The sequence below is a fragment of the Paracoccus shanxieyensis genome, assembly GCF_009711265.1.
Classification (GTDB): domain Bacteria; phylum Pseudomonadota; class Alphaproteobacteria; order Rhodobacterales; family Rhodobacteraceae; genus Paracoccus; species Paracoccus shanxieyensis.
This window is the reverse complement of the sequence record NZ_WMII01000015.1, coordinates 58,010-78,142: the sequence shown is the minus strand read 5'-3', so window position 1 is coordinate 78,142 and position 20,133 is coordinate 58,010. Positions and strand designations below refer to the sequence as shown.

Annotated in this window: 21 protein-coding genes; 16 read left to right on the top strand and 5 right to left on the bottom strand. The window is 65.2% G+C overall.

Features of this window, described 5'->3' with window-relative positions; translation table 11 throughout:
- The first annotated feature begins 19 nt into the window (after window positions 1-19).
- The 5 genes from GL284_RS15410 (at window position 20) to GL284_RS15390 (ending at window position 5,235) form a co-directional block, all read left to right on the top strand.
- A complete protein-coding gene (locus GL284_RS15410) occupies window positions 20-1,042 on the top strand; it encodes an ABC transporter substrate-binding protein (protein ID WP_155045536.1) in 1,023 nt (340 codons plus the stop codon).
- On the top strand, window positions 1,039-2,565 hold the full coding sequence (locus tag GL284_RS15405) for a gamma-glutamyltransferase family protein (RefSeq protein ID WP_155045535.1): 1,527 nt from the start codon (window positions 1,039-1,041) through the stop codon (window positions 2,563-2,565). Before GL284_RS15410 ends, GL284_RS15405 begins: the two co-directional genes overlap by 4 nt.
- Window positions 2,550-3,809: an amidohydrolase family protein gene (locus tag GL284_RS15400; RefSeq protein WP_155045534.1), complete on the top strand. Its 1,260-nt coding sequence runs from the start codon at window positions 2,550-2,552 to the stop codon at window positions 3,807-3,809. The genes GL284_RS15405 and GL284_RS15400 overlap by 16 nt, the downstream gene beginning before the upstream one ends.
- Window positions 3,810-3,878: 69 nt before the next feature.
- Window positions 3,879-4,568, top strand: coding sequence for a GntR family transcriptional regulator (locus GL284_RS15395; protein ID WP_155045533.1), 690 nt, complete (start codon window positions 3,879-3,881; stop codon window positions 4,566-4,568).
- 13 nt (window positions 4,569-4,581) lie between these two features.
- On the top strand, window positions 4,582-5,235 hold the full coding sequence (locus GL284_RS15390; RefSeq protein WP_155045532.1) for a flavin reductase family protein: 654 nt from the start codon (window positions 4,582-4,584) through the stop codon (window positions 5,233-5,235).
- On the opposite strand, the gene GL284_RS15385 is transcribed toward GL284_RS15390, so the two are convergent.
- Window positions 5,232-6,167 carry a helix-turn-helix domain-containing protein gene (locus GL284_RS15385; protein ID WP_155045531.1) on the bottom strand — a complete coding sequence of 312 codons (936 nt, stop codon included), beginning with the start codon at window positions 6,165-6,167 and terminating at the stop codon, window positions 5,232-5,234. The genes GL284_RS15390 and GL284_RS15385 overlap by 4 nt on opposite strands.
- A 108-nt stretch (window positions 6,168-6,275) precedes the next feature.
- On the opposite strand from GL284_RS15385, the gene bcoG reads away from it, so the two are divergent.
- From bcoG to GL284_RS15370, 3 genes are read left to right on the top strand one after another with little or no spacing between them, the layout of a single operon-like run.
- Window positions 6,276-7,199, top strand: a complete 924-nt coding sequence (gene bcoG, locus GL284_RS15380; RefSeq protein WP_155045530.1) for a 3-dehydrocarnitine:acetyl-CoA trimethylamine transferase BcoG — start codon at window positions 6,276-6,278, stop codon at window positions 7,197-7,199.
- On the top strand, window positions 7,196-8,614 hold the full coding sequence (locus GL284_RS15375; RefSeq protein WP_155045529.1) for a carnitine 3-dehydrogenase: 1,419 nt from the start codon (window positions 7,196-7,198) through the stop codon (window positions 8,612-8,614). Before bcoG ends, GL284_RS15375 begins: the two co-directional genes overlap by 4 nt.
- Before the next feature lie 60 nt (window positions 8,615-8,674).
- Window positions 8,675-9,643, top strand: a complete 969-nt coding sequence (locus GL284_RS15370; RefSeq protein WP_155045528.1) for a GlxA family transcriptional regulator — start codon at window positions 8,675-8,677, stop codon at window positions 9,641-9,643.
- Between the two features lie 2 nt (window positions 9,644-9,645).
- Here the strand turns inward: GL284_RS15370 and choX are convergent, their stop codons facing one another.
- Together choX and GL284_RS15360 are read right to left on the bottom strand one after the other, a co-directional pair.
- Window positions 9,646-10,584 (bottom strand): choline ABC transporter substrate-binding protein, encoded by a 939-nt coding sequence (gene choX / locus GL284_RS15365; protein WP_155045527.1) that lies wholly within the window; start codon window positions 10,582-10,584, stop codon window positions 9,646-9,648.
- 215 nt (window positions 10,585-10,799) lie between these two features.
- Entirely contained in the window at window positions 10,800-10,967 is a 168-nt protein-coding gene (locus tag GL284_RS15360) for a hypothetical protein (RefSeq protein ID WP_155045526.1), read from the bottom strand.
- Between the two features lie 228 nt (window positions 10,968-11,195).
- On the opposite strand from GL284_RS15360, the gene GL284_RS15355 reads away from it, so the two are divergent.
- The 5 genes from GL284_RS15355 (at window position 11,196) to GL284_RS15335 (ending at window position 15,326) form a co-directional block, all read left to right on the top strand.
- Window positions 11,196-12,740 carry a S8 family peptidase gene (locus GL284_RS15355; RefSeq protein WP_155045525.1) on the top strand — a complete coding sequence of 515 codons (1,545 nt, stop codon included), beginning with the start codon at window positions 11,196-11,198 and terminating at the stop codon, window positions 12,738-12,740.
- Window positions 12,741-12,768: 28 nt separating this feature from the next.
- Window positions 12,769-13,023 carry a hypothetical protein gene (locus GL284_RS15350; protein ID WP_155045524.1) on the top strand — a complete coding sequence of 85 codons (255 nt, stop codon included), beginning with the start codon at window positions 12,769-12,771 and terminating at the stop codon, window positions 13,021-13,023.
- On the top strand, window positions 13,023-13,949 hold the full coding sequence (locus GL284_RS15345; protein WP_155045523.1) for a DNA/RNA non-specific endonuclease: 927 nt from the start codon (window positions 13,023-13,025) through the stop codon (window positions 13,947-13,949). Before GL284_RS15350 ends, GL284_RS15345 begins: the two co-directional genes overlap by 1 nt.
- Window positions 13,950-14,079: 130 nt before the next feature.
- On the top strand, window positions 14,080-14,406 hold the full coding sequence (locus GL284_RS21560; RefSeq protein WP_230383104.1) for a hypothetical protein: 327 nt from the start codon (window positions 14,080-14,082) through the stop codon (window positions 14,404-14,406).
- A 425-nt stretch (window positions 14,407-14,831) separates the two neighbouring features.
- A complete protein-coding gene (locus GL284_RS15335; RefSeq protein ID WP_230383105.1) occupies window positions 14,832-15,326 on the top strand; it encodes a GNAT family N-acetyltransferase in 495 nt (164 codons plus the stop codon).
- 112 nt (window positions 15,327-15,438) lie between these two features.
- Here GL284_RS15335 and dctP read toward each other — a convergent pair whose 3' ends face one another.
- On the bottom strand, window positions 15,439-16,533 hold the full coding sequence (dctP, locus tag GL284_RS15330; protein ID WP_155045522.1) for a TRAP transporter substrate-binding protein DctP: 1,095 nt from the start codon (window positions 16,531-16,533) through the stop codon (window positions 15,439-15,441).
- 116 nt (window positions 16,534-16,649) lie between these two features.
- On the opposite strand from dctP, the gene GL284_RS15325 reads away from it, so the two are divergent.
- A complete protein-coding gene (locus GL284_RS15325) occupies window positions 16,650-17,318 on the top strand; it encodes a TetR/AcrR family transcriptional regulator (protein WP_155045521.1) in 669 nt (222 codons plus the stop codon).
- A gap of 83 nt (window positions 17,319-17,401) precedes the next feature.
- On the opposite strand, the gene ychF is transcribed toward GL284_RS15325, so the two are convergent.
- A complete protein-coding gene (gene ychF, locus GL284_RS15320; protein ID WP_155045520.1) occupies window positions 17,402-18,499 on the bottom strand; it encodes a redox-regulated ATPase YchF in 1,098 nt (365 codons plus the stop codon).
- A gap of 127 nt (window positions 18,500-18,626) precedes the next feature.
- Between ychF and trpA the strand changes: the two genes are divergently transcribed.
- The gene (trpA, locus tag GL284_RS15315; protein WP_155045519.1) at window positions 18,627-19,418 is read left to right on the top strand and encodes a tryptophan synthase subunit alpha; all 792 of its coding nucleotides are present in this window, start codon (window positions 18,627-18,629) and stop codon (window positions 19,416-19,418) included.
- Between the two features lie 96 nt (window positions 19,419-19,514).
- A complete protein-coding gene (locus GL284_RS15310) occupies window positions 19,515-20,123 on the top strand; it encodes a glutathione S-transferase family protein (RefSeq protein ID WP_155045518.1) in 609 nt (202 codons plus the stop codon).
- Window positions 20,124-20,133 lie beyond the last annotated feature (10 nt).

The window sequence follows — 20,133 nt, the reverse complement described above, 5'->3', positions numbered from 1 at the left end:
AGACAACCCGGAGACTGCCATGTTCCAACGACTTGCCGCATCCATCGCCCTTGGCCTTGCCCTGACGGGCACGGCGCTGGCCGAAACCGACATCCGCTTTACGCTGGGCTGGAAGACCCAAGGCTCGGACGCGCCGATGCTGCTGGCGCTGAGCAAGGGCTATTTCAAGGACGAAGGCCTGAACGTCACCATCGATCAGGGCGAAGGCTCGGGCGCGACGGTCACGCGCATCATGTCGGGCACCTATGACGCGGGCTTCGGCGACATCAACGCCATCATCCAGAACGCCGCGACCCGGCCCGAGGAAACCCCGGTCATGGTCTATCAGATGTGGAGCGTGCCGCCCTTTGCCATTTCCTCGCGCAAGGAAACCGGCATCACCACGCCCGCCGATCTGCTGGGCAAGACCCTTGGCGGCGCGCAGGGGACGCCGACGACGCGGCTGGTCACGGTGCTTGCCCGCAAGAACGGCATCGACCCGGCGCAGTTGCAGATCACCAACCTTGCGCCTAACCTGCAAGAGCCGATGCTGATCAAGGGCGATATCGACGGCGCGCTGGTCTTCAACATTACCGGCTGGTTCAACCTCATCAACAACCGGCAGGATCCGGAAGCCGATTACAACTGGCTGAACTTCGGAGATTTCGGGCTGGATCTTTACTCCAATGGCGTCATGGTGTCGCGCAAGCTGATCGCCGAAAATCCCGACGCCGTGCGCGGGCTGGTGCGGGCGATCAACCGTGCCGCGATCGAGATCGGCACCGATCTGGATGCAGGCGCGGCCTCGATCACCGCCTATGACAACCTTGCCAAGGCCGATCTGGAACGGGACCGCATGATCTTTGCTTACGAACGCCTGATGCAATCGCCGGAATCGCAGCGCATCGGTCTGGGCGATCTGGACGATGCCCGCCTGACCCGCGCCATCGACATCGTGGCCGAGGGCTATGAGCTGCCCGCAAAGCCCGAGGCAAGCGCCGTCTTCACCCGCGACTTCCTGCCCCCGCAAGAGGAACGCACGCTGGTTTATACCGCAGAATGACCAGAGCGGTCGTCATATCGCCGCATGACGCCTCGGCCAAGGCCGGGGCGGATGTGCTGGCCCAAGGCGGCAATGCCATCGAGGCGCTGGTTGCCGCGGGCGCGGCGCTGGCGGTCAGCTATCCGCATTTCTGCGGGCTGGGCGGCGATGCCGTCTGGATGGTCACCGATGGGAAAGGGTCCGTCGATTGCTATCTGGGGATCGGGCAGGCCACCACCACGCCCGTCATGCAGATCGACCAGCGCGGGCCGGGCTCGATGCTGACGACGGCGGCGCTGGTCGACAGCTGGGACCACCTGCTGGCCCATTCCCGCGATGCGTGGTCCGGCACGCGGTCGCTGGGGGATCTGCTGCAACCCGCCATCGGGCTGGCGCAGGACGGTTTTGCCGTGTCGGCCTCGCAGCGGTTCTGGCAGGAATTTCGCGGCACCGCGCCGCTGATGCCCGATGGCGACTGGCAAAGGCAGCCCGATCTGGCCCGCACGCTGGGCCTGATCGCCCGCGACGGCGCGGCCAGCTTTTACCGGGGCGAACTGGCGGGGCGGATCGCGGATGCGCTGCGGAATGCGGGCGCGCCCCTGACCGCCGCCGATCTGGCTGCGACGCAGACCCGGCGTGTCGCGCCGCTGCGGCTGGATTATCGCGGCCTGACGCTGCATGCGCCGCCGCCGCCGACGCAGGGCGCGACCACCTTGCAGATCATGGGCATCCTGCAACGCTTTCAGATGGGCCGGATGGCCCCCGATGGCGACGCCTTTCATCACCATCTGGTCGAGGCGGTGAAGCAGGCCTTTCTGGATCGCCCCGCGATTGCCGATCCGCGTTTCGCGCCGCTTGATCCGGCGGCGCTGCTGGATGCGGCGCGACTGGACGCGGCGGCGGGCCGGATCAGCGACCGGGCGATGGACTGGCCGCAACCCTGGCAACCGGGCGACACCGCCTTTCTGGCGGCGGTCGATGCGCAGGGGCGCGCGGCCTGCGTGCTGCAAAGCCTGTATTTCGACTGGGGCAGCGGCGTCATGCTGGGCGATACCGGCATCATCTGGCAGAACCGGGGCGCGGCCTTCACCACGCAGCCCGGCCATCCCAACGCCATCGCGCCGGGCAAGCGGCCGTTCTATACGCTGAACCCCGGCATGGCGCTGGGGCCTGACGGTCGCCCGCGCCTGATCTATGGCACGCAGGGCGCGGACGGACAGCCCCAGACGCTGAGCCTGCTGCTGTCGCTGCTGATCGACCACGGCCTGTCCGCCGCCGAGGCGCTGGCGCGTCCGCGTTTTCTGCTGGGCCGCACCTTTTCCGACAGCCGCGACAGCCTGAAGCTTGAGGACGGCTTGCCCACCACCACCACCGACGCCCTGCTGGCGCGCGGGCATGAGCTTTCGCCGCTTCCCGCGCTTAGCCCGCTGGGCGGGCAGGCGGGGGTGATCCGCATCGGACCGGATGGCGGCACGGATGCCGCCCACGACCCGCGCAGCGATGGCGGCGCGATCTTTGCGGAGCCGTCATGCTCGACCTGCTGATCCGCAATGCCCGCATCGCCGGGCAGGACGCCTTGGCCGATATCGCCGTCAGCGCGGGCCTCATCGCAGCCATCGGCCCGGCGCTGCAGGGGCCTGCGCGCGAGGTGACCGATGCGCAGGGCATGTTCGCCTTTCCGGGCTTTGCTGACAGCCATATCCATCTGGACAAGGCCGACATCCTTGGCCGCTGCACGATCTGCGAAGGCACCTTGCCCGAGGCGATTGCCCAGACCGCCCGCGCCAAGGCCGATTTCACGGCGCAGGACGTCTATGCGCGCGCTGCGCGGCTGGTGGAACGCGCCATCCTGCATGGCACCACGCTGATGCGCAGCTTCGTCGAGGTGGACCCGCGCATCGGCTTTCGCGCGCTGGACGCGCTGCTGCGCCTGCGCGAGGATTACCGCTTCGCCATCGACATCCAGCTTTGCGCCTTTGCACAAGAGGGGCTGACGCAGGAACCCCAGACCATAGACATGCTGCGCGACGCGCTGCGGCGCGGCGCGGATATGGTGGGGGGATGCCCCTATGCAGATCCGGATCCCGCGCGCCACATCGCCACCATCTTCGACATTGCGGGCGAATTCGATGTGGATGTCGATTTCCATCTGGATTTCGATCTGGACCCCGGCCACACCAACCTGCCCGCCGTCATCGCGCAGACGGCAGCGCGGGGCTGGCAGGGGCGCGTCAGCATCGGCCATGTCACCAACCTGTCGGCCATGCCGCCTGCTCAGGTGGCACGGATCGGCCGTGATCTGGCGCAGGCGGGCATCGCCTTGACCGTGCTGCCCGCGACGGACCTGTTCCTGACCGGGCGCGACCGCGACAGGCTGGTGCCGCGCGGCATCGCGCCCGCGCATCTGATGCGGGGTCAAGGCGTGCTGACCTCGATCGCCACGAACAATGTGCTGAACCCGTTCACGCCCTTCGGCGATGGCTCACTGCTGCGCATGGCGAACCTTTATGCCAATGTGGCGCAGCTTGCCTGCGATGCCGATATGGACGCGGCCTTCGCCATGGTGGCCGAGGACGCGGCCCGCATCCTGCGTCGCGACCACGGCCTGTGCGTGGGCGCAAATGCCGATATCGTCCTGCTGGACTGCACCGACCGCGCGGGGGCGATCCGCAGCTTGCCCCGCGTGGCGATGGGCTGGAAGCGCGGCAGGCGCAGTTTTCACAACCCGGCGGGGCAGGTGATCCGCGCAGACCAGCCGCAGGCCGTATTCTCCGTATCCGGATCGTGACCCATGCCGTAAAGCCCGATCAGCCCAGCAACCGGCCAGCGCCATTCCCCTTTCTGAACGGATCCCGTCATGTCCACCACCAGCATCCGCAGCGATTCCATCTATGCCTCGCTCAGGCGGGCCATTCTGGAACAGGCGCTGAAGCCCGGCACCAAGCTGCCCGAGGATTCCATCGGTGAGACCTTCGGCGTCAGCCGCACCTCGGCGCGCAATGCGCTGGTGCGGCTGATGGCCGACGGGCTGGTCGACATGCGGCCCAATCGCGGCGCCGCCGTCGCCATGCCCGAATTCGCCGAGGCCGAGGACGTGTTCGCCCTGCGCCGCTGTCTGGAACACGAGGTCATCACCCGGCTGTGCCGCCGCATGTCCAAGGACAGCATCGACGCCCTGCGCAGCCATGTGCGCGAAGAAGAGCGGGCGCTGCGGGCCTCAAGCCCGCGGTCGATCCGGCTGTCGGGGGAATTCCACATCCTGCTGGCCGAACTGACCGGCTCGGCCGAACTGACGGGATTTGTCAGCCGCATCGTGTCGCGCGCCTCGCTGATCCTTGCGCGGTTCGGCCGCCCGCATTCCGCCGAATGCGGCATCGAAGAGCATCTGCGCCTGATCGACGCGCTGGCCGCGCAGGATCTGCCAGCCGCGCTGGCGATCATGGACGCGCATCTGCACGCGGTCGAGGACCGCGCCAATTCCGACGATCCGGTCAAGGAACCGGATGTGGCGGCCATCCTTGGCCGTTATCTGAACAACGCTGATTAAGAAGGCCCGCCTCATGCAGGAACAGACCGCCGCCCCGCCGCAATCGGATTTCACCCGCTTCGATTTTGCGGATCTGTCGGCGCGCGACCGATACAAGCTGCTGATCGGCGCGGTGGTGCCGCGCCCCATCGCATGGGTCACGACCGTCGACCGGCAGGGCCGGGTCAATGCAGCCCCCTTCAGCTTCTTCAACGTGCTGTCCGCCGATCCCGCCATTCTGGCCATCGGCGTGGAAAACCACGACGATCTGCGCTTCAAGGATACCGGCCACAACATCCGCGAAACCGGCGAATTCACCGTCAATATCGTCGATCACGCCAATCTGCATCCGATGAACGTGACGGCGGTGGCCTTTCCGCCCGGCGTCGATGAGGTGACGCGGGCCGGGCTGACCACCATGCCCGGCACCCATGTCGCCGCCCCCTGCATCGCCGAGGCCCCCGTCGCCATGGAATGCCGCCGCTATGTCACCCTGTCGGTCAGCGCCTCGCGCGAGATCGTGCTGGGCGAGGTGGTGGCGATGCATGTGCGGTCCTCGATCGTGAACGAACGGCTGCATATCGACCCGGTGGGGCTGGACGCGCTGGGGCGCATGGGCGGGCATGGCTATTGCCGGTCGCATCAGACCTTCGATCTGCCGGGCCTGTCGCCCGAACAGGTGGCCTAGCCTGCGCCGCCGCGCTGCGCCAGTGCGGCGCGGATCGGCTGGCCATAGACCCGGCGATGCGCCTTGCTTAGCGCCGCCGCATCGCCATAGCCGCAGCGCAGCGCGATCTCGCGCAGGTCGAAATCGGTGCTGGCGGCCAGTTCGCGCGCCTGCGACAGCCGCAGCATCTGGAAATAGCGACCCGGCGGCATGCCGATTTCGCTGCGAAACAGCCGGTCCAGCTTGCTGACCGACACGCCGCAGGCCGACGCGATACGGGCCAGCGGCAGCGGCGTTTCGACCGATCCGATCATCAGGTTCATTGCCTGCCGCAACCGGGCCGAGCCCTTGCGCGGCAGCCCCGGCGCGCGGGCGGGGCCCGCATCGCTGCGGTCGGCATCATGCAGAAACATCGACGAGGCGATGAAGGCATTGGCCTGTCCGAAGCGTTCGGCAATGAAGGCCAGCATCAGATCCAGCGCCCCCGCCGCGCCGCCGCAGGTCCAGATCCGGCCCGCCGCGACATAGGCCGAAGGCTCGACGGCGATGTCGGGAAAGGCCTCGGCGAATTCGGCCAGCAGCGACCAATGCAGCGTGGCGCGCTGGCCCTCCAGCAGCCCGGCCTGCGCCAGCAGCCACGGCCCGCTGTCGGCGCCGATCACCAGACGGCTGTGCCGCGCCAGCCCCGACACCCGCCGCAGCGCCGCCCCGCCCGCATGGTCGCGATAGCCATAGCCCGCCACCACGACCAGCACATCCAGCGCGCCCGCGGCCTGTGCATCCGCCGTCACCGTCAGCCCGCTTGAGGACCTGACCGGCGCATCGTCCGGCGTCAGCACCTGCCAGCGGATGTCGATGCCCGCCTGATCGCGCACGGCCCGCAGCGGTTCCAGCAGGCAGGACAGCACCATGTTGGAAAAGCCCTGACACAGCAGGAAACCGATGCGGACCACGAATGCTGACCTTTTGGGACAAGATCACGGCAGAATAGGACAATCTCGGCCTGCCGCAACCCCCTAGCATCAGCCCATCACACGGCCAGCCGATCAGGAGTTTTCGCCATGCCTCTTGCCATGAACAAGGATGTCTTCATCACCTGCGCCGTCACGGGATCGGGGGCCACGCAGGACCGTTCGCCGCATGTGCCGCGCAGCCCCAGACAGATCGCCGACAGCGCGATTGCGGCGGCAAAGGCGGGCGCGGCGGTGGTGCATTGCCATGTGCGCGACCCCGAAACCGGCGCGCCCTCGCGCAAGCTGGACTATTACCGCGAGGTGACGGACCGCATCCGCGATGCCGATGTGGATGTCGTGCTGAACCTGACCGCTGGCATGGGCGGCGATATCGTCTTCGGCAATACCGAAGCGCCGTTTCCCTTGAACGCCGCCGCCACCGACATGGTGGGCGCGACCGAGCGCATGGCGCATATCGCCGAATGCCTGCCCGAGATCTGCACGCTGGATTGCGGCACGATGAACTTTGCCGAAGCCGATTATGTCATGACCAACACGCCGGGAATGCTGCGCGCCATGGGGGGCATGATGACGCGGCTGGGCGTGAAGCCGGAAATCGAGGCATTCGACACCGGCCATCTGTGGTTCGCCAAGGAACTGGTGCGCGAAGGCACGCTGACCGGCCCGGCGCTGGTCCAGCTTTGCATGGGTGTGCCGTGGGGGGCGCCCAATGACCTGAACACCTTCATGGCCATGGTCAACAACGTGCCGCAGGACTGGTCGTGGTCGGCCTTCAGCCTTGGGCGCGATCAGATGCCCTATGTCGCCGCCGCCGTGCTGGCGGGCGGCAATGTCCGCGTGGGTCTTGAGGACAATCTGTGGCTGGGCAAGGGCCAGCTTGCGACGAATGCGCAACTGGTCGAACGCGCCGTCTCGATCATCGAGGGCATGGGCGCGCGGGTGATCGGCCCGGCCGCCGTGCGCGAAAAGCTGGGGCTGGTGAAGCGCGCGCCGCAAGGGGTGGCAGCATGAAGGCGGCGATCGTCGGCGGCGGCGTCATCGGTGGCGGCTGGGCCGCGCGGTTCCTGCTGAACGGCTGGGATGTGGCGGTCTTCGATCCCGACCCGCAGGCCGAACGCAAGATCGGCGAGGTGATCGCCAATGCCCGCCGCGCGCTGCCCGCGCTTTACGACCGCGCGCTGCCGCCCGAGGGGCGCCTCAGCTTTCACGCCGATCTGGCAACTGCGGTCGCGGGCGCGCAATGGGTGCAGGAAAGCGTGCCGGAAAGCCTGCCGCTGAAGCACAGGGTGCTGCCTGCCATTGCGGCGGCGGCGGGCGATGCGATCATCGGCTCGTCCACCTCGGGCTTCAAACCGTCCGAGCTCAACCAGGCGGGGACGAACGCGGTCGTGGCGCATCCGTTCAACCCGGTCTATCTGCTGCCGCTGGTCGAACTGGTCGGCGATGCCGCCACCTGCGCCCGCGCCGCTGACATCCTGCGCGGCATCGGCATGTTCCCCCTGATCGTCAGAAAGGAAATCGACGCCCATATCGCCGACCGCCTGCTGGAAGCCGTCTGGCGCGAGGCGTTGTGGCTGGTCAAGGACGGCATCGCCACGACCGAGGAAATCGACGAATCCATCCGCATGGCCTTTGGCATCCGCTGGGCGCAGATGGGCCTGTTCGAGACCTATCGCATCGCCGGGGGCGAAGCCGGGATGAAACATTTCATGGCGCAGTTCGGCCCGGCGCTGTCCTGGCCATGGACCAAGCTGATGGATGTGCCGGAATTCAACGACGAACTGGTCGATCTGATCGCGGGCCAGTCGGATGCGCAATCGGGTCATCTGTCGATCCGCGATCTGGAGCGGCTGCGCGACGACAATGTCGTGGGCATGATCCGGGCGCTGCGCCGGTCTGGCAGCGGGGCGGGGGGCGTGGTGCGCGACCACGAAGCCAGCCTGCCCGAACCGGGCGAAAAGGCCGGTTTGCCCGTCACCGCCACGCGGCAGGTTCCGGTCACATGGACCGATTACAACGGCCACATGAACGAGACGCATTATCTGGAAGCCGCCTCGCTGGCGACGGATCGCTTCATGGAAATGGTCGGCGCTGATGCGGGCTATGTCGCCTCGGGCAAAAGCTATTTCACGGTGGAAAACCACATCCGCTATCTGGATGAGATCCATGCGGGCGACCGTCTTACCGTGACGACGCAGGTGCTGGGCGGGCAGGGCAAGAAGATGCACCTGTTCCACCGGCTGTGGCGCGGCGATGGCACGCTGGCCGCGACGGTGGAAACCATGCTGCTGCATACCGACCTGACTGCAAGGCGCACCAGCCTGCCCGATGCCGCCGTGGCGCAGGCGCTGTCGGATTGGGCGGCGCGGCACAGGGACATGCCTGCCGAGGGCGCGGGACGCTTTGTCGGACAGCCTGCGACTTGACGGGCGGGGCGGGTCCGCCCTTAACCTGCGGCGCCGGTGATCTGATGAAAAAGCGCAGCCATGCTGTTTCTGCCCTCTGACCAGCCGCTTCGCGCCACGATCCTTGTGCTGCCCGACGCCTCGCTGATGAGCCTTGCGGCCACGCTGGATCCGTTGCGCGCGGCGAACCGCACCGCAGGGGCCCAGCCTTACCGCTGGAGCGTGGTGTCCGCGGATGGGCGGCCCGTCACCACAAGCTGCGGGCTGCCGGTGCAGGTGGATGGCGCGTTCCAGCCGCAGCATGATTGTGACCTGCTGATCGTGGTGGCCGCCTTCAACGTCATGCGCCACGCCACGCCCGCCATCCTGTCGGCGGTGCGTCAGGGGGCAAGGCGCGCGCGGCTGACCGGCGGGGTCGAGGCGGGAAGCTGGGTGCTGGCCATGGCGGGGCTGCTGGACCGGCGCAAGGCCACCACCCATTGGGAGGATCTTGAGGATTTCGCCGCCCGCTTTCCGCAGGTCCGTGTCATCCCCGACCGCTGGGTCGTCGATGGCCCGGTCTTCACCACCGGCGGCGCGGCGCCTGCCTTGGACTTCATGCTGGCGCTGATCCGCGCACGGCAGGGCTTTGGCGCGGCGCTGAACGTCGCCAGCCTCTATGTCTATGAAGAGGTGCGGCTGCCCTCGGACGCGCAGCCGCTTGTGTCGCTGGGCCGGGCCGGGCGGCTGGAGCAGCGCCTTGCCACCGCCATCCGCATCATGGAGGAACATCTGGACAGCCCCCTGCCCATCGCCGCGATTGCCGAGCGGGTCGGCTGTTCGACCCGCACGCTGGAGGGGCTGTTTCGCGAGATCGTCGAGACCTCGCCCGCCGCCTATTACCAGTCGCTGCGGTTGCAGGCCGCGCGGCGGCTGATCACCGATACCGATCTGGGCATGGCGGATGTGGCGGTGCGGACCGGCTTTGCCTCGATCGCGTCGCTGTCGCGGGCCTTCAGGCGGCGGTTCGGGCATCCGCCCTCCGCCGCCCGGCGCAGCTCACGAGGCTGAGCCTACAGCCCCAGCGCGGTCTTGGCGGCATCCAGTCCGGGCTGGCCGTCGAAAGTGGTGACATCCGCCAGCCATGTGTCCAGCGCGGCGGGATTGTCCTTCAGCCAGCGTTCGGCAGCGGCGCGCGGCTCCATGCCGTCGTCCAGAATATAGGACATCATCATATCCTCGGCCTCGACCGAGAAGGCCAGATTGGACAGGAACTTGCCAAGGTTGGGGCAATCCGCCGTCAGGCCCTTGCGGGTGTTGGTCATCACCGTCGCCGTGCCGTCCTGCGGGCCGAACATGTCCTGACCGTCGGTCAGGTATTCCAGCTCATAGCGCACGTTCATCGGGTGCGGACGCCAGCCAAAGAACAGGATCGGCTGCTTTGCCCCGATGGCGCGCTGCACCTGCGCCAGCATCCCCTGTTCGCTGGATTCGACCAGCTGGAAATCGCCCAGATCGAAGCTGTTCTCCTCGATGGCTTTCAGGATGGTGGCGTTGGCGCTGCTGCCGGCTTCGATGCCATAGATATTGCCGCCCAGCTGATCCTTGAACTTGGCGATATCGGCATAGGTCTTCAGTCCGGCATCATAGGTCGCCTTGGGCACGGCAAAGCCGATCAGCGCACCTTCCAGATTGGGGCGCACCACCTCGATATCGCCCGCATCGACCAGCGGCTTCTGGATCGGATCCTGCAGGGGCATCCAGTTGCCAAGAAACACATCCGTATCGCCCTTTTTCAGCGATTCGAACGTGACGGCGACGGACAGGATCTGCACTTCGGGCTTGTATCCCAGCGCCTCAAGCACAAGGGCCGAGGTCGCGGTGGTGGCGGTGATGTCGGTCCAGCCCACATCGGAAAAGCTGGGGGCCTGACAGGCGGCGGGTTCGGCGGCTTCGGCGCGGGGCAGCACCGCGAGCGAGGCGAAAATTGCAATGGCGATCTGGCGCTTCATTTTCCATTCCTCCGTGTTGGCTGGCCGATCCGTTCCGGTCGGCCCTACGGCAGAGGATAGCCGGACGGGGCGTGATGGATTGGCACGAAGCGCAGTCAGTTTTGCGATTTGCGCAAATCTTGCGGGTTTCCAAAGCCGGATGCCGCGCAAGAAGGAAACGGCGGGGTTTCCCCCGCCGCCCCGTTATCTGGCTGGCCCTTTATCTGGTCACCGCCTTATCTGGCCAAGGCGTCGTAAAGACGCTCCCACCTGTCGGGCAGGTTCTGGCCCGCCTGCGCCGCGTCCACGGCGGCGCTGTCATCGAATACGTCTGCGGCGCCCTTCAGCTTGCGCCGTTCCTCGAACATGGCTTGCTGGACTGCGCTGATGCGTTTGCCGGTCATTGCGTATCCTCCATTTCCGAAAGCGCGACTATCGCGCCACGGGAACAGGGTAACACGACTCGCGCATTATTACACGACAAAAGAAGCCGTGTTTTTCCGGGGGATGCGGGGCAAGGCGATACGCGACCGGCCGAGGCGGCGGGGGGAACCCGCCGATCCGCTGCCGCGGCATCTGGCGAAATCGCCCCGGACGTGTAGCCTGAACCCTGCATGCAAGGAGCCGCCCCGATGTCCCGCAAATCCGCCCGCTATGTCATCGTCCCCGAGGACAACGTCTTCAACGACAGCATGGAGACGACCAGCTTTCAGCTGTTTCGCAACATGCATCACCGCCTGTTTCGCAAGGCGGGCATGCGTCCGGCCAGCACGGCCAGCGGCAGCGATGACGGCGCGGCCCCGGCGATCCGCCCGCCGCTGCGGATTCTGGACACCGATGCGGGCCGCATCCGCCTGCTGGATTCCATCGGTGAAAACGAGGCCTCGCTGGTCAGCATGGCCCCGCTGCAGGCCCGCGCCTTGCAGCGCGCCTATCCCGGCCTGCGCGTGCGGCGTGAACTGATGCTGTATCCGCTGCGCTATGGCCCGATGAACATCATCCGCAAACAGGCCAAGCCCGGCGCGTTCCGGTCGGCCAAGGTGCTGGAATTGCGCTGCACGGACGCGGCGACCGGCAAGCCCGTGGCGGGGGCGGATGTCATCGTGGTGCTGGACGAACGCCGGGGCTTCGGGATTTCCGAGGTCAAGACAGATGAAAACGGCCAGTTCTCGACCCCGCTGCCCGCTGCGCAGACCCGCATCGACGCGGTGATCTGCCAACCCTTGTCGGGCTATTGGCCGATGGGGGTGCAGAATATCGAGGTGACGCCCGATGGCGTGACCTCGGTCGATCTGAAGCTTGAGCCCATCAAGGATGGCTTTCGCGACGGGCTGGACCGCATGCTGGCGGCGGCCAAGCCCGGCGACGGCAAGGGCGTGCGCGTGGCCGTGATCGACACCGGCGTCGATCCCGCGCCGGGACTGCTGCTGGACCGCGGGCTGAACACCACCGGAACCGAGCCCGCCGATGAATGGTATGACAATGGCGACGGTCATGGCACGCATGTCGCGGGCATCATCGCGCGCGTGGCCCCTGCGGCGGTGCTGCATTCCTATCGCGTCTTTGCGGCAGATGAAGAAGGCGCCAGCGAATTTGCCATCGCGCAGGCGATCCGCAAGGCGGTTGATGATGGCTGCGACATCATCAACCTGAGCCTTGGCCAGCCCTCGGAGCCGGTCTCGATCTCGCGCGAGGTGCGGCGGGCGCGGGCCTTGGGGGTGGTCTGCGTGGCGGCGACCGGCAATGATTACCAGGCGCCTGTGTCGTATCCGGCGCGGTCGGCGGTGGTGGCGGCGGTGTCGGCGGGTGGTGTGATCGGTGCGTGGCCCGACGGCGTGATGACCCCGCGCAGCATTGCCAGACATCCCGCGCCGGTGAAGGACCGCTTTTTCGCGGAATTCAGCAATATCGGACCGGAAGTGGACTTTATCGGACCGGGTGTTGGCATTATATCTTGGGTCAGCAAGGATTCCAAAGGGGTGATGGACGGCACCTCGATGGCCTGTCCCGCGGTGGCGGGGCTGTTTGCCCGGCTGCTGTCGCGAAACCCCGGAATTCTGGGCGCTGAACGCAACCAGCAGCGCTCGGACGACATTATAAGGATGGCGAACAGCCATGCGACGCCGATCGGCTTTGGCCCGGACTATGAGGGTGCCGGTCTGATTGACCAAGGGTAGGCCGGTCTGATTGACCAAGGGTAGAATGATGAAGACGCAACGCGAAAAGATCGAAAACTGCGTGCTCGTCTATTCGGACGACCGCGATCCCAGCCGCGAGGAAACGGCGCAGGCGCTGGCGCATATGCAGCCCCTGCCAGCCGAGGAAATCGTGCCGGGCACCATCCGCGTCAAGGGCCGCTTTGCCGAGATTTCACGCCATGCCGCCGATCTGGCGCATTGGCAATTGTCGCGCGAAAAGATCTTCAAGCTGAACCCGCCCGCGAAAGCCATGCTGCGCTGATGCGGCAAAGCTTTGGCCCGGCAGGCGGGCTTGACGCGCTGCGCGTGACCGAAGGCGTCTGGCCGCTGGGGGATTACGCCGACCGTCAGGGCTATGATCCGGGTTTCATCCTGTCCGATACGCCGCTGCCCTTGCCCGGTGCCGGGCGTTGGTCGGATGATCTGGTCGAATTGCTGCCCGAGGCGCGGGGGCAGGGCGATCCGACGGAACTGCGCTATACGCATTTCTCGGTCCGCATGTCGCGCTCGCGCGGGTTGCCGCTTTACAGCGCCTGCAATATCGACGGCGCGCAATCGGACCGCGATGTGCCGCGCACGAATACATGGCGGCGCGATCCGCGCATTGACCCGCAGTTGCAGAACCTGCGCGAAGGCTATGGCGACGAACGCCGGGGCCTGTTCAGCCGCGGCCACATGACCCGGCGCGAGGATCCGAACTGGGGCAGCCGTGACATCGCGAAACAGGCCGATGCCGATACGTTCCACATCACCAATGTCGCGCCGCAGCGGCAGGGCTTCAACGGCGGCATCTGGTTGCAGCTTGAGGATTATGTGCTGGACAATACCGACCGCGCCAACCTGCGCGTGACGGTGATGACCGGGCCGATGCTGTCGGATGTCGACCCGCTGTATTACAACCGGCAGATCCCGGTGGCCTTCTGGAAAGTGCTGGCCTTCGTGCATCCCGACACGCGCGAACTGACCACCATCGGCTATCGCCGCGCGCAGATGGATTACCTGCCGCGGCCTTCGGGCGGGCGGTTCGTCTTTGGCGATTTTCAGGACAGTCAGGTGCCGGTGGCGGGCATTGCCGAGGAAAGCGGGCTTGACCTTGCCGCATGGGCAGAGTTCGACGTGATGGCGGGCGCGTCTGCGCAGATGGAGCTGCGCGTCAGCAGCGTGTCGGATTTTTATCTGACGCGGTAGGGGCTGACATGTGCCCAGTCATTTGCCGATGGTCTATTCGCGCAATTTCGCAGTGGTCATAACAAGGTAGCGCCCAAGTGAAAGCTGGGTTTTAAATATTGCCTGAAGAGGTCTTTACTGTGGAAAGACCATGAACCAGCCACATACTGCTACAAGCGTGATTATCGACCGATCAAAGCTTCCAGAGGGGTTTCCTACCCATCGGCATGCGGCAGAGTTTTGGGAACAGCTTGGCCGAGTGATTGCGTCATTCGGGTTTCTTGAAGAGGTGCTGGGAAAAGCAATCTTTGCCTTTACGGCTACGCGACGCTACAGCAGCGCAGAGATTCATGCTGAATACGAGGCCTGGCTGAAAAAAGCTTGGGCGGGCATTGACAGATCCGCTGTGCAACCTTGCGGACGCCTATGGGAAGGCCGCACGCGAAAATCCGGATACAACAACCGAAAACGTTTCTGATCTTGTCGAACACATCAAAACGGCTGCCGCGATCCGGAACGTGCTGTGCCATGGGTCGTGGCGGCCGCCAGATCGGAACGGGGCGTCGATGCCATTCTTTGTGAACCGACGCAAAGAGGTATTCGATACGCCGATCGACATTGCATATCTTCGGCAACTCCATGCGCATGTCGTCGAACTTTCGTGCAGCGTCATCGATACAGTTACCCATATGGGGTGGCAATTCCCGGGCGGGACAGGTCCGGGAGAGCGGATTTGGCCAAGTGACAAGCCATGATGCGGGATCTCCTCGGATGTTGCAGCAGCCGTTTTGATGTTGAGCTGCCAGCGTCGCTTCCCCTGCAATCAAAAACGTCATGCGCTGCATCGGGGTATTCTTGTTTGGCGGGGGCTAAAGCCTCATGTCGCGGCCTGCGGTCGATGCCATGGATCAGTCGATTATTGCACGGTATAAAGCCCATATGCGCACGCCAATCTTACGCCCGTACGATGAGAAGGATTTGTCGTCCTGCCTTGCAATATTTGACGGAAATGTCCCCGCCTTCTTTGCAGCAGATGAGCGGGCAGAGTTCCAAAAGCATCTTGAAAGCGCCGATCGCGCGGCCGCGCCCTACATTGTATTGGAGGATGTCACCGGCATCGTCGCTTGTGGCGGACTAAGCATAGACGCAAGCCGCAAGACGGCAGCTCTGTCATGGGGCATGGTTGAACGATCACTGCAGGGTCAGGGTTTGGGCAGGTTGTTGACCGAAACCAGATTGGCGCTCGCGCGCTCAATTCCCGGAATTATGCAAGTCGATTTGTCGACAAGCCAGCACACAAGCGGCTTTTACGAGGCTTTCGGATTTACCGTGATCAGAGCTGTTCCTTGCGGTTTCGGACCCGGATTGGATCGCTTGGAGATGGCTCTGCGCCTTTAAGGCCCGACTTGCCGAACGGACCAAACAATAGACGATCATTGTCGGCCACCCCGCTGCTCGGGCAGAGCGGCAGGTCTTGGGGCAGCCTTTCGCGACCACTCCGACCCGCATCCTATCCCATCATGTTATCCATAATCGCCGTGACCTGCGCCATTACGGGGCCGGCATTCGCGACGCCCTCGCGCTGCTGGGCCTCTGCCCAAGCCGCTTGCACATCCTTGTACATCGTGGCGGTCTGGAACTGCGTGACCTCCTGATTGCTGAGCACCCGGACCGTCGCCCCGGCGTTAGCCAGATCCTGCAACTGCGTGTCGAAGCTTCGGTCCATCTCGGCGCCCAGCGTCGCATAGGACTGCGCGGCGGCGTGGCCGATGGCCGCTTTATCCTCGGGCGCAAGGCTGTTCCAGACATCCTTGTTCATCGCCAGAATATAGACATGGCCCAGCCACAGATCCTTGGACACCAGAACATGCGGCGCGGTCTTATGGACCTTCAGCAGATAGCCGCTGTCGACATTCACCATCAGCCCGTCCAGTTGCCCTGCCTTCAAAGCCTGTGGAATTTCCGGCCCCCAGCGCATGGTGACAGGGGTGGCCCCGGCATTTTTCAGGAAATCCAGATGCCAGAAGCTGGCAGAGCGCCATTTGCCGCCCTTCAAATCGTTCAGCCCGGTCATGGGCGCATTGCGGAAGAACGCCACGGGATATCCGGTGCCGAAATAGATCTGTACGATGTTGTTCCGATCCAACTCGGCCGGGAACGCCTCAGCTTCGGCATAGACGCGGTTGAAGAACTCGATCTGCCGCCCGCCGACCGGGCCTGTGACGAAGCTTTTGAAGATCTGGTGCAGCGGCAGGTCCTTGGCGGTGTATTCCGGCACGACCGTGCCGATATCCGTGGTGCCCGAGCGGACAGCGCCAAGCGCATCATAAGCTGCGGCGATGTCCCCGTCCCAATGGTCCTGAATTTTCAGGCGTCCGTTCGATTCCCGCTCGATGGCGGGAAAGACCACCTCTTTCAGAAACCGGGTTCGCATTCCCCCCAAAGGTTCATGATCGCTGAAGGCCAGGACGCGGGGGGCTGCCCGCGCCTGTGCCTGCGGGACCGTGCCCGGCAGCAGCGATGCAGATGCGGCGGCGGTGGCCGAGGCCAGAAACAATCTGCGGCTGACGCCGTTTCCGCCGGACGTTTTTCTGTCATGGATCATCTGAATGCTCTTTGCTGGCTGAGGGGTTGGCGGGCCGCCGCGCCTGTGGACCCGCTTGATCGGATTGTGATGTCCCGACTATACCTGAACACTCCTTCAGAAAGGTATTCGCATCCTTGGAGAGCGCCGTTCCCCCCGTGCCGGGTCATCTGAAGCCCAGAAAAACCCCAGTCCAGTCGCGATCCGGCGCGACGGTCGAGGCAATCCATGAGGCGGTGGTTCAGGTTTTGCTGACCGAGGGGCTGGCCCGTCTGACAACGACCCGGGTCGCCGAGCGGGCCGGGGTGTCGGTCGGCACGCTGTATCAATATTTCCCGAACAAGCAGGCACTGCTGTTCACCATCCTGCTGCAGCATTTCGTTGAAATGGCCGAGGTGATCGAGAAGGTCAGCCGTGACCGCGCGCCCCGACCGCTTGCCGATCTGGCCGATGGGCTTGCCGATGCCTATTTCTCGGTAAAGCTGGCACGTCCAGAGGTGACGACGGCGCTTTACCGCATTGCCGGGGCGATTGATCAGGTCAGACTGCCGCCCGATGTGTTCAAAAGGCTGGAAACGGCGGTGACGCAGGCGCTGAAACATGCGTCCGATGCAACGTTCCATGATCCCGAACGCGCGGCATTCACGCTGCTATCCGCCTTGGCCGGGGTGGCCCGGGCGGGCTTTTCCAGACCGGTTTCGGATCCCGCGTTCCTGCGCCGCCTGCATCGGGAAGGCCGTCTTTTGTCGCGGGCCTATCTGAGAGCGGCAGCCGACACCGCAGCCGATCTTTCCGCGACATCCTGAGGTGCAATGTCGTTGGATGAAGGATGGTGCGCCAGCCATCACCACCCAACAAAAAAGCCCCCGTCGCCGGGGGCTTTTTCGTGTCAGGCGTTGAACAGGAAATGCAGCACGTCGCCGTCCTTGACGGTATAGGACTTGCCCTCGACGCGGAACTTGCCGGCCTCGCGCGCGCCGGATTCGCCCTTATAGGTGACGTAATCGTCATAGGCGACGGTCTCGGCGCGGATGAAGCCGCGTTCGAAATCGCCGTGGATCACGCCTGCGGCCTGCGGCGCCAGCGTGCCCTTGTGGATGGTCCAGGCGCGGGCCTCTTTCGGGCCCACGGTGAAATAGGTCTCCAGCCCCAGAAGGCCATAGCCCGCGCGGATCAGGCGATCCAGACCGGCCTCGGACAGACCCATCTCATCCAGAAACATCTGGGCCTCGTCGGCGGGAAGCTGGCTGATTTCCTCTTCGATCTTGGCCGAGATCACCACATTGCCCGCGCCCTGTGCCCGCGCCATTTCGGCCACGCGGTCGGATTGGCTGTTGCCGGTCGAGGCCTTGTCTTCCTCGACATTGCAGACGAACAGCACGGGCTTGGCCGTCAGCAGTTGCAGCATGTCCCATGCCTTGCGTTCGTCATCGGCGACCTGCACGGTGCGGGCGGGCTTGCCGTCCGACAGCGCGGCCTGCGCGGCTTTCAGCAGCTTTTCCTGCGCCACGGCGTCCTTGTCGCCGCCCTTCAGCTTGCGGGCGATATTGGCCAGCCGCTTTTCGACCGATTCCAGATCGGCGATCATCAGCTCGGTCTCGATGGTGTCGGCATCCGCGATGGGATCGACGCGGCCTTCGACATGGGTCACGTCGCCGTCTTCAAAGCAGCGCAGGACATGGGCGATGGCGTCCACCTCGCGGATATTGGCAAGGAACTGGTTGCCCAGACCCTCGCCCTTGCTGGCGCCCTTTACCAGACCGGCGATGTCGACGAAGGTGATGCGGGTCGGGATGATCTGCTTGCTGCCGGCGATCGCGGCCAGATTGTCCAGACGCGGATCGGGCACGGCGACCTCGCCGACATTCGGCTCGATGGTGCAAAAGGGGAAGTTCGCGGCCTGCGCGGCGGCGGTTTTCGTCAGCGCGTTGAACAGCGTCGATTTGCCCACATTCGGCAGACCGACGATCCCCATACGAAAGCCCATGATGCACCCCTTTGTCCGGATTTTCGCGCCTTTTATGGGGGCCACGCGTCCAAGTCCAGTGGCGGGCGTTGATCTTTGACCCAAAGCCGGGATAGGGCTTGGCGGTTATCAAGGGGATCTGGGGCGCATGAGCAGAATTGACGACACCTTCGCGCGGCTGGCCGACACCAAGGGCAAGGCCTTCGTCGCCTATATGATGGGGTGCGATCCGGATTTCGACACCTCGCTGCAGATCATGCGCGGCCTGCCCGGTGCGGGCGTGGACATCATCGAGCTTGGGATGCCCTTTACCGATCCCATGGCGGACGGGGCGACGATTCAGGCGGCGGGCCAGCGTGCGCTGGCGGCGGGCGGCAGTATCGCGCGGGTCTTCGACATGGTGCGGGCCTTCCGTGAAACCGACACGGCGACGCCGATCGTGCTGATGGGATATTACAACCCGATCTATGCCCGCGGCGTGGATGCCTTCCTGTCCGAGGCGGTGGCTGCGGGGATCGACGGGCTGATCGTCGTCGATCTGCCGCCCGAGGAAGACGCCGAACTGTGCCTGCCCGCGCAGGCGGCGGGGCTGAACTTCATCCGGCTGGCGACGCCCACGACCGATGACCGCCGCTTGCCTGCCGTGGTGCGCAACACCTCGGGCTTTGTCTATTACGTCTCGGTCACCGGGATCACCGGCGGGCTGGCCGCGAATGCCGCCGATGTCGCCCCCGAGGTGGCGCGCATCCGGGCCGCGGCGAATCTGCCCGTCGTCGTGGGCTTCGGCATTTCCACCCCCGAGGCGGCCGAGGCCATTGCCGGGGTCGCGGATGGCGCGGTGGTCGGCTCGGCCATCGTCAAGCTGATCGGCGAAGGCCGCCCGGTCCCCGAGGTGCTGGGCTTTGTCGCCGATCTGGCTGCGGGCGCGCATCGCGGCTGACGTTCGGTCTGGCAGAACGCCGCGTTTGGGCATTTTCGCCTTGGGCAAACGCCGGACCGCGCTATCTTCCGGGTATCGAACAACCCGGAGGATTCCATGACCAAGCTGCTTTATCACACCGGCGCCTGCTCGCTTGCGCCGCATATCGTGCTGGAATGGATCGGCGCGCCCTATGAGGCGCAGCCGGTCGAATTCGGCTCGGCCGAGCTGCTGGCGGTCAACCCTTCGGGCATGGTCCCGGCGCTGATCGAGGATGACGGCTGGGTGCTGACGCAGGCAGGCGCGATCCTGCATTATCTGGCCGCCCAACACCCCGAGGCGGATCTGGCGGGCGGCACCGGCCCGCGCGCCGCAGCCGAGCTTGACCGCTGGTCCGGTTTCTTTACCGGCGATCTGCATCCCAGCTTTTATCCGATCTTCATGCCCCAGCGTTACACCACGCAGACCGAGGGCCGCGAGGCGGTGCAAGAGGCCGGGCGCAAGCTGGTGCGCAAGCGTCTGACGCTGCTGGAGGCGCAGCTGGACGGCAAGGACTGGGTGCTTGGCAAACGCTCGGTCATGGACGCCTATGCGTTCCCGATGTTGCGTTGGGCGGCGAAGATGCTGCCCGAGGGTCTGGCCAAATGGCCGAATGTTCTGGCTCTGCACGACCGCATGGCCGCCGATCCGGCGGTGCAGCGCGTGCTTGAGCGCGAAGAAAGCTAACGGAGGTCTT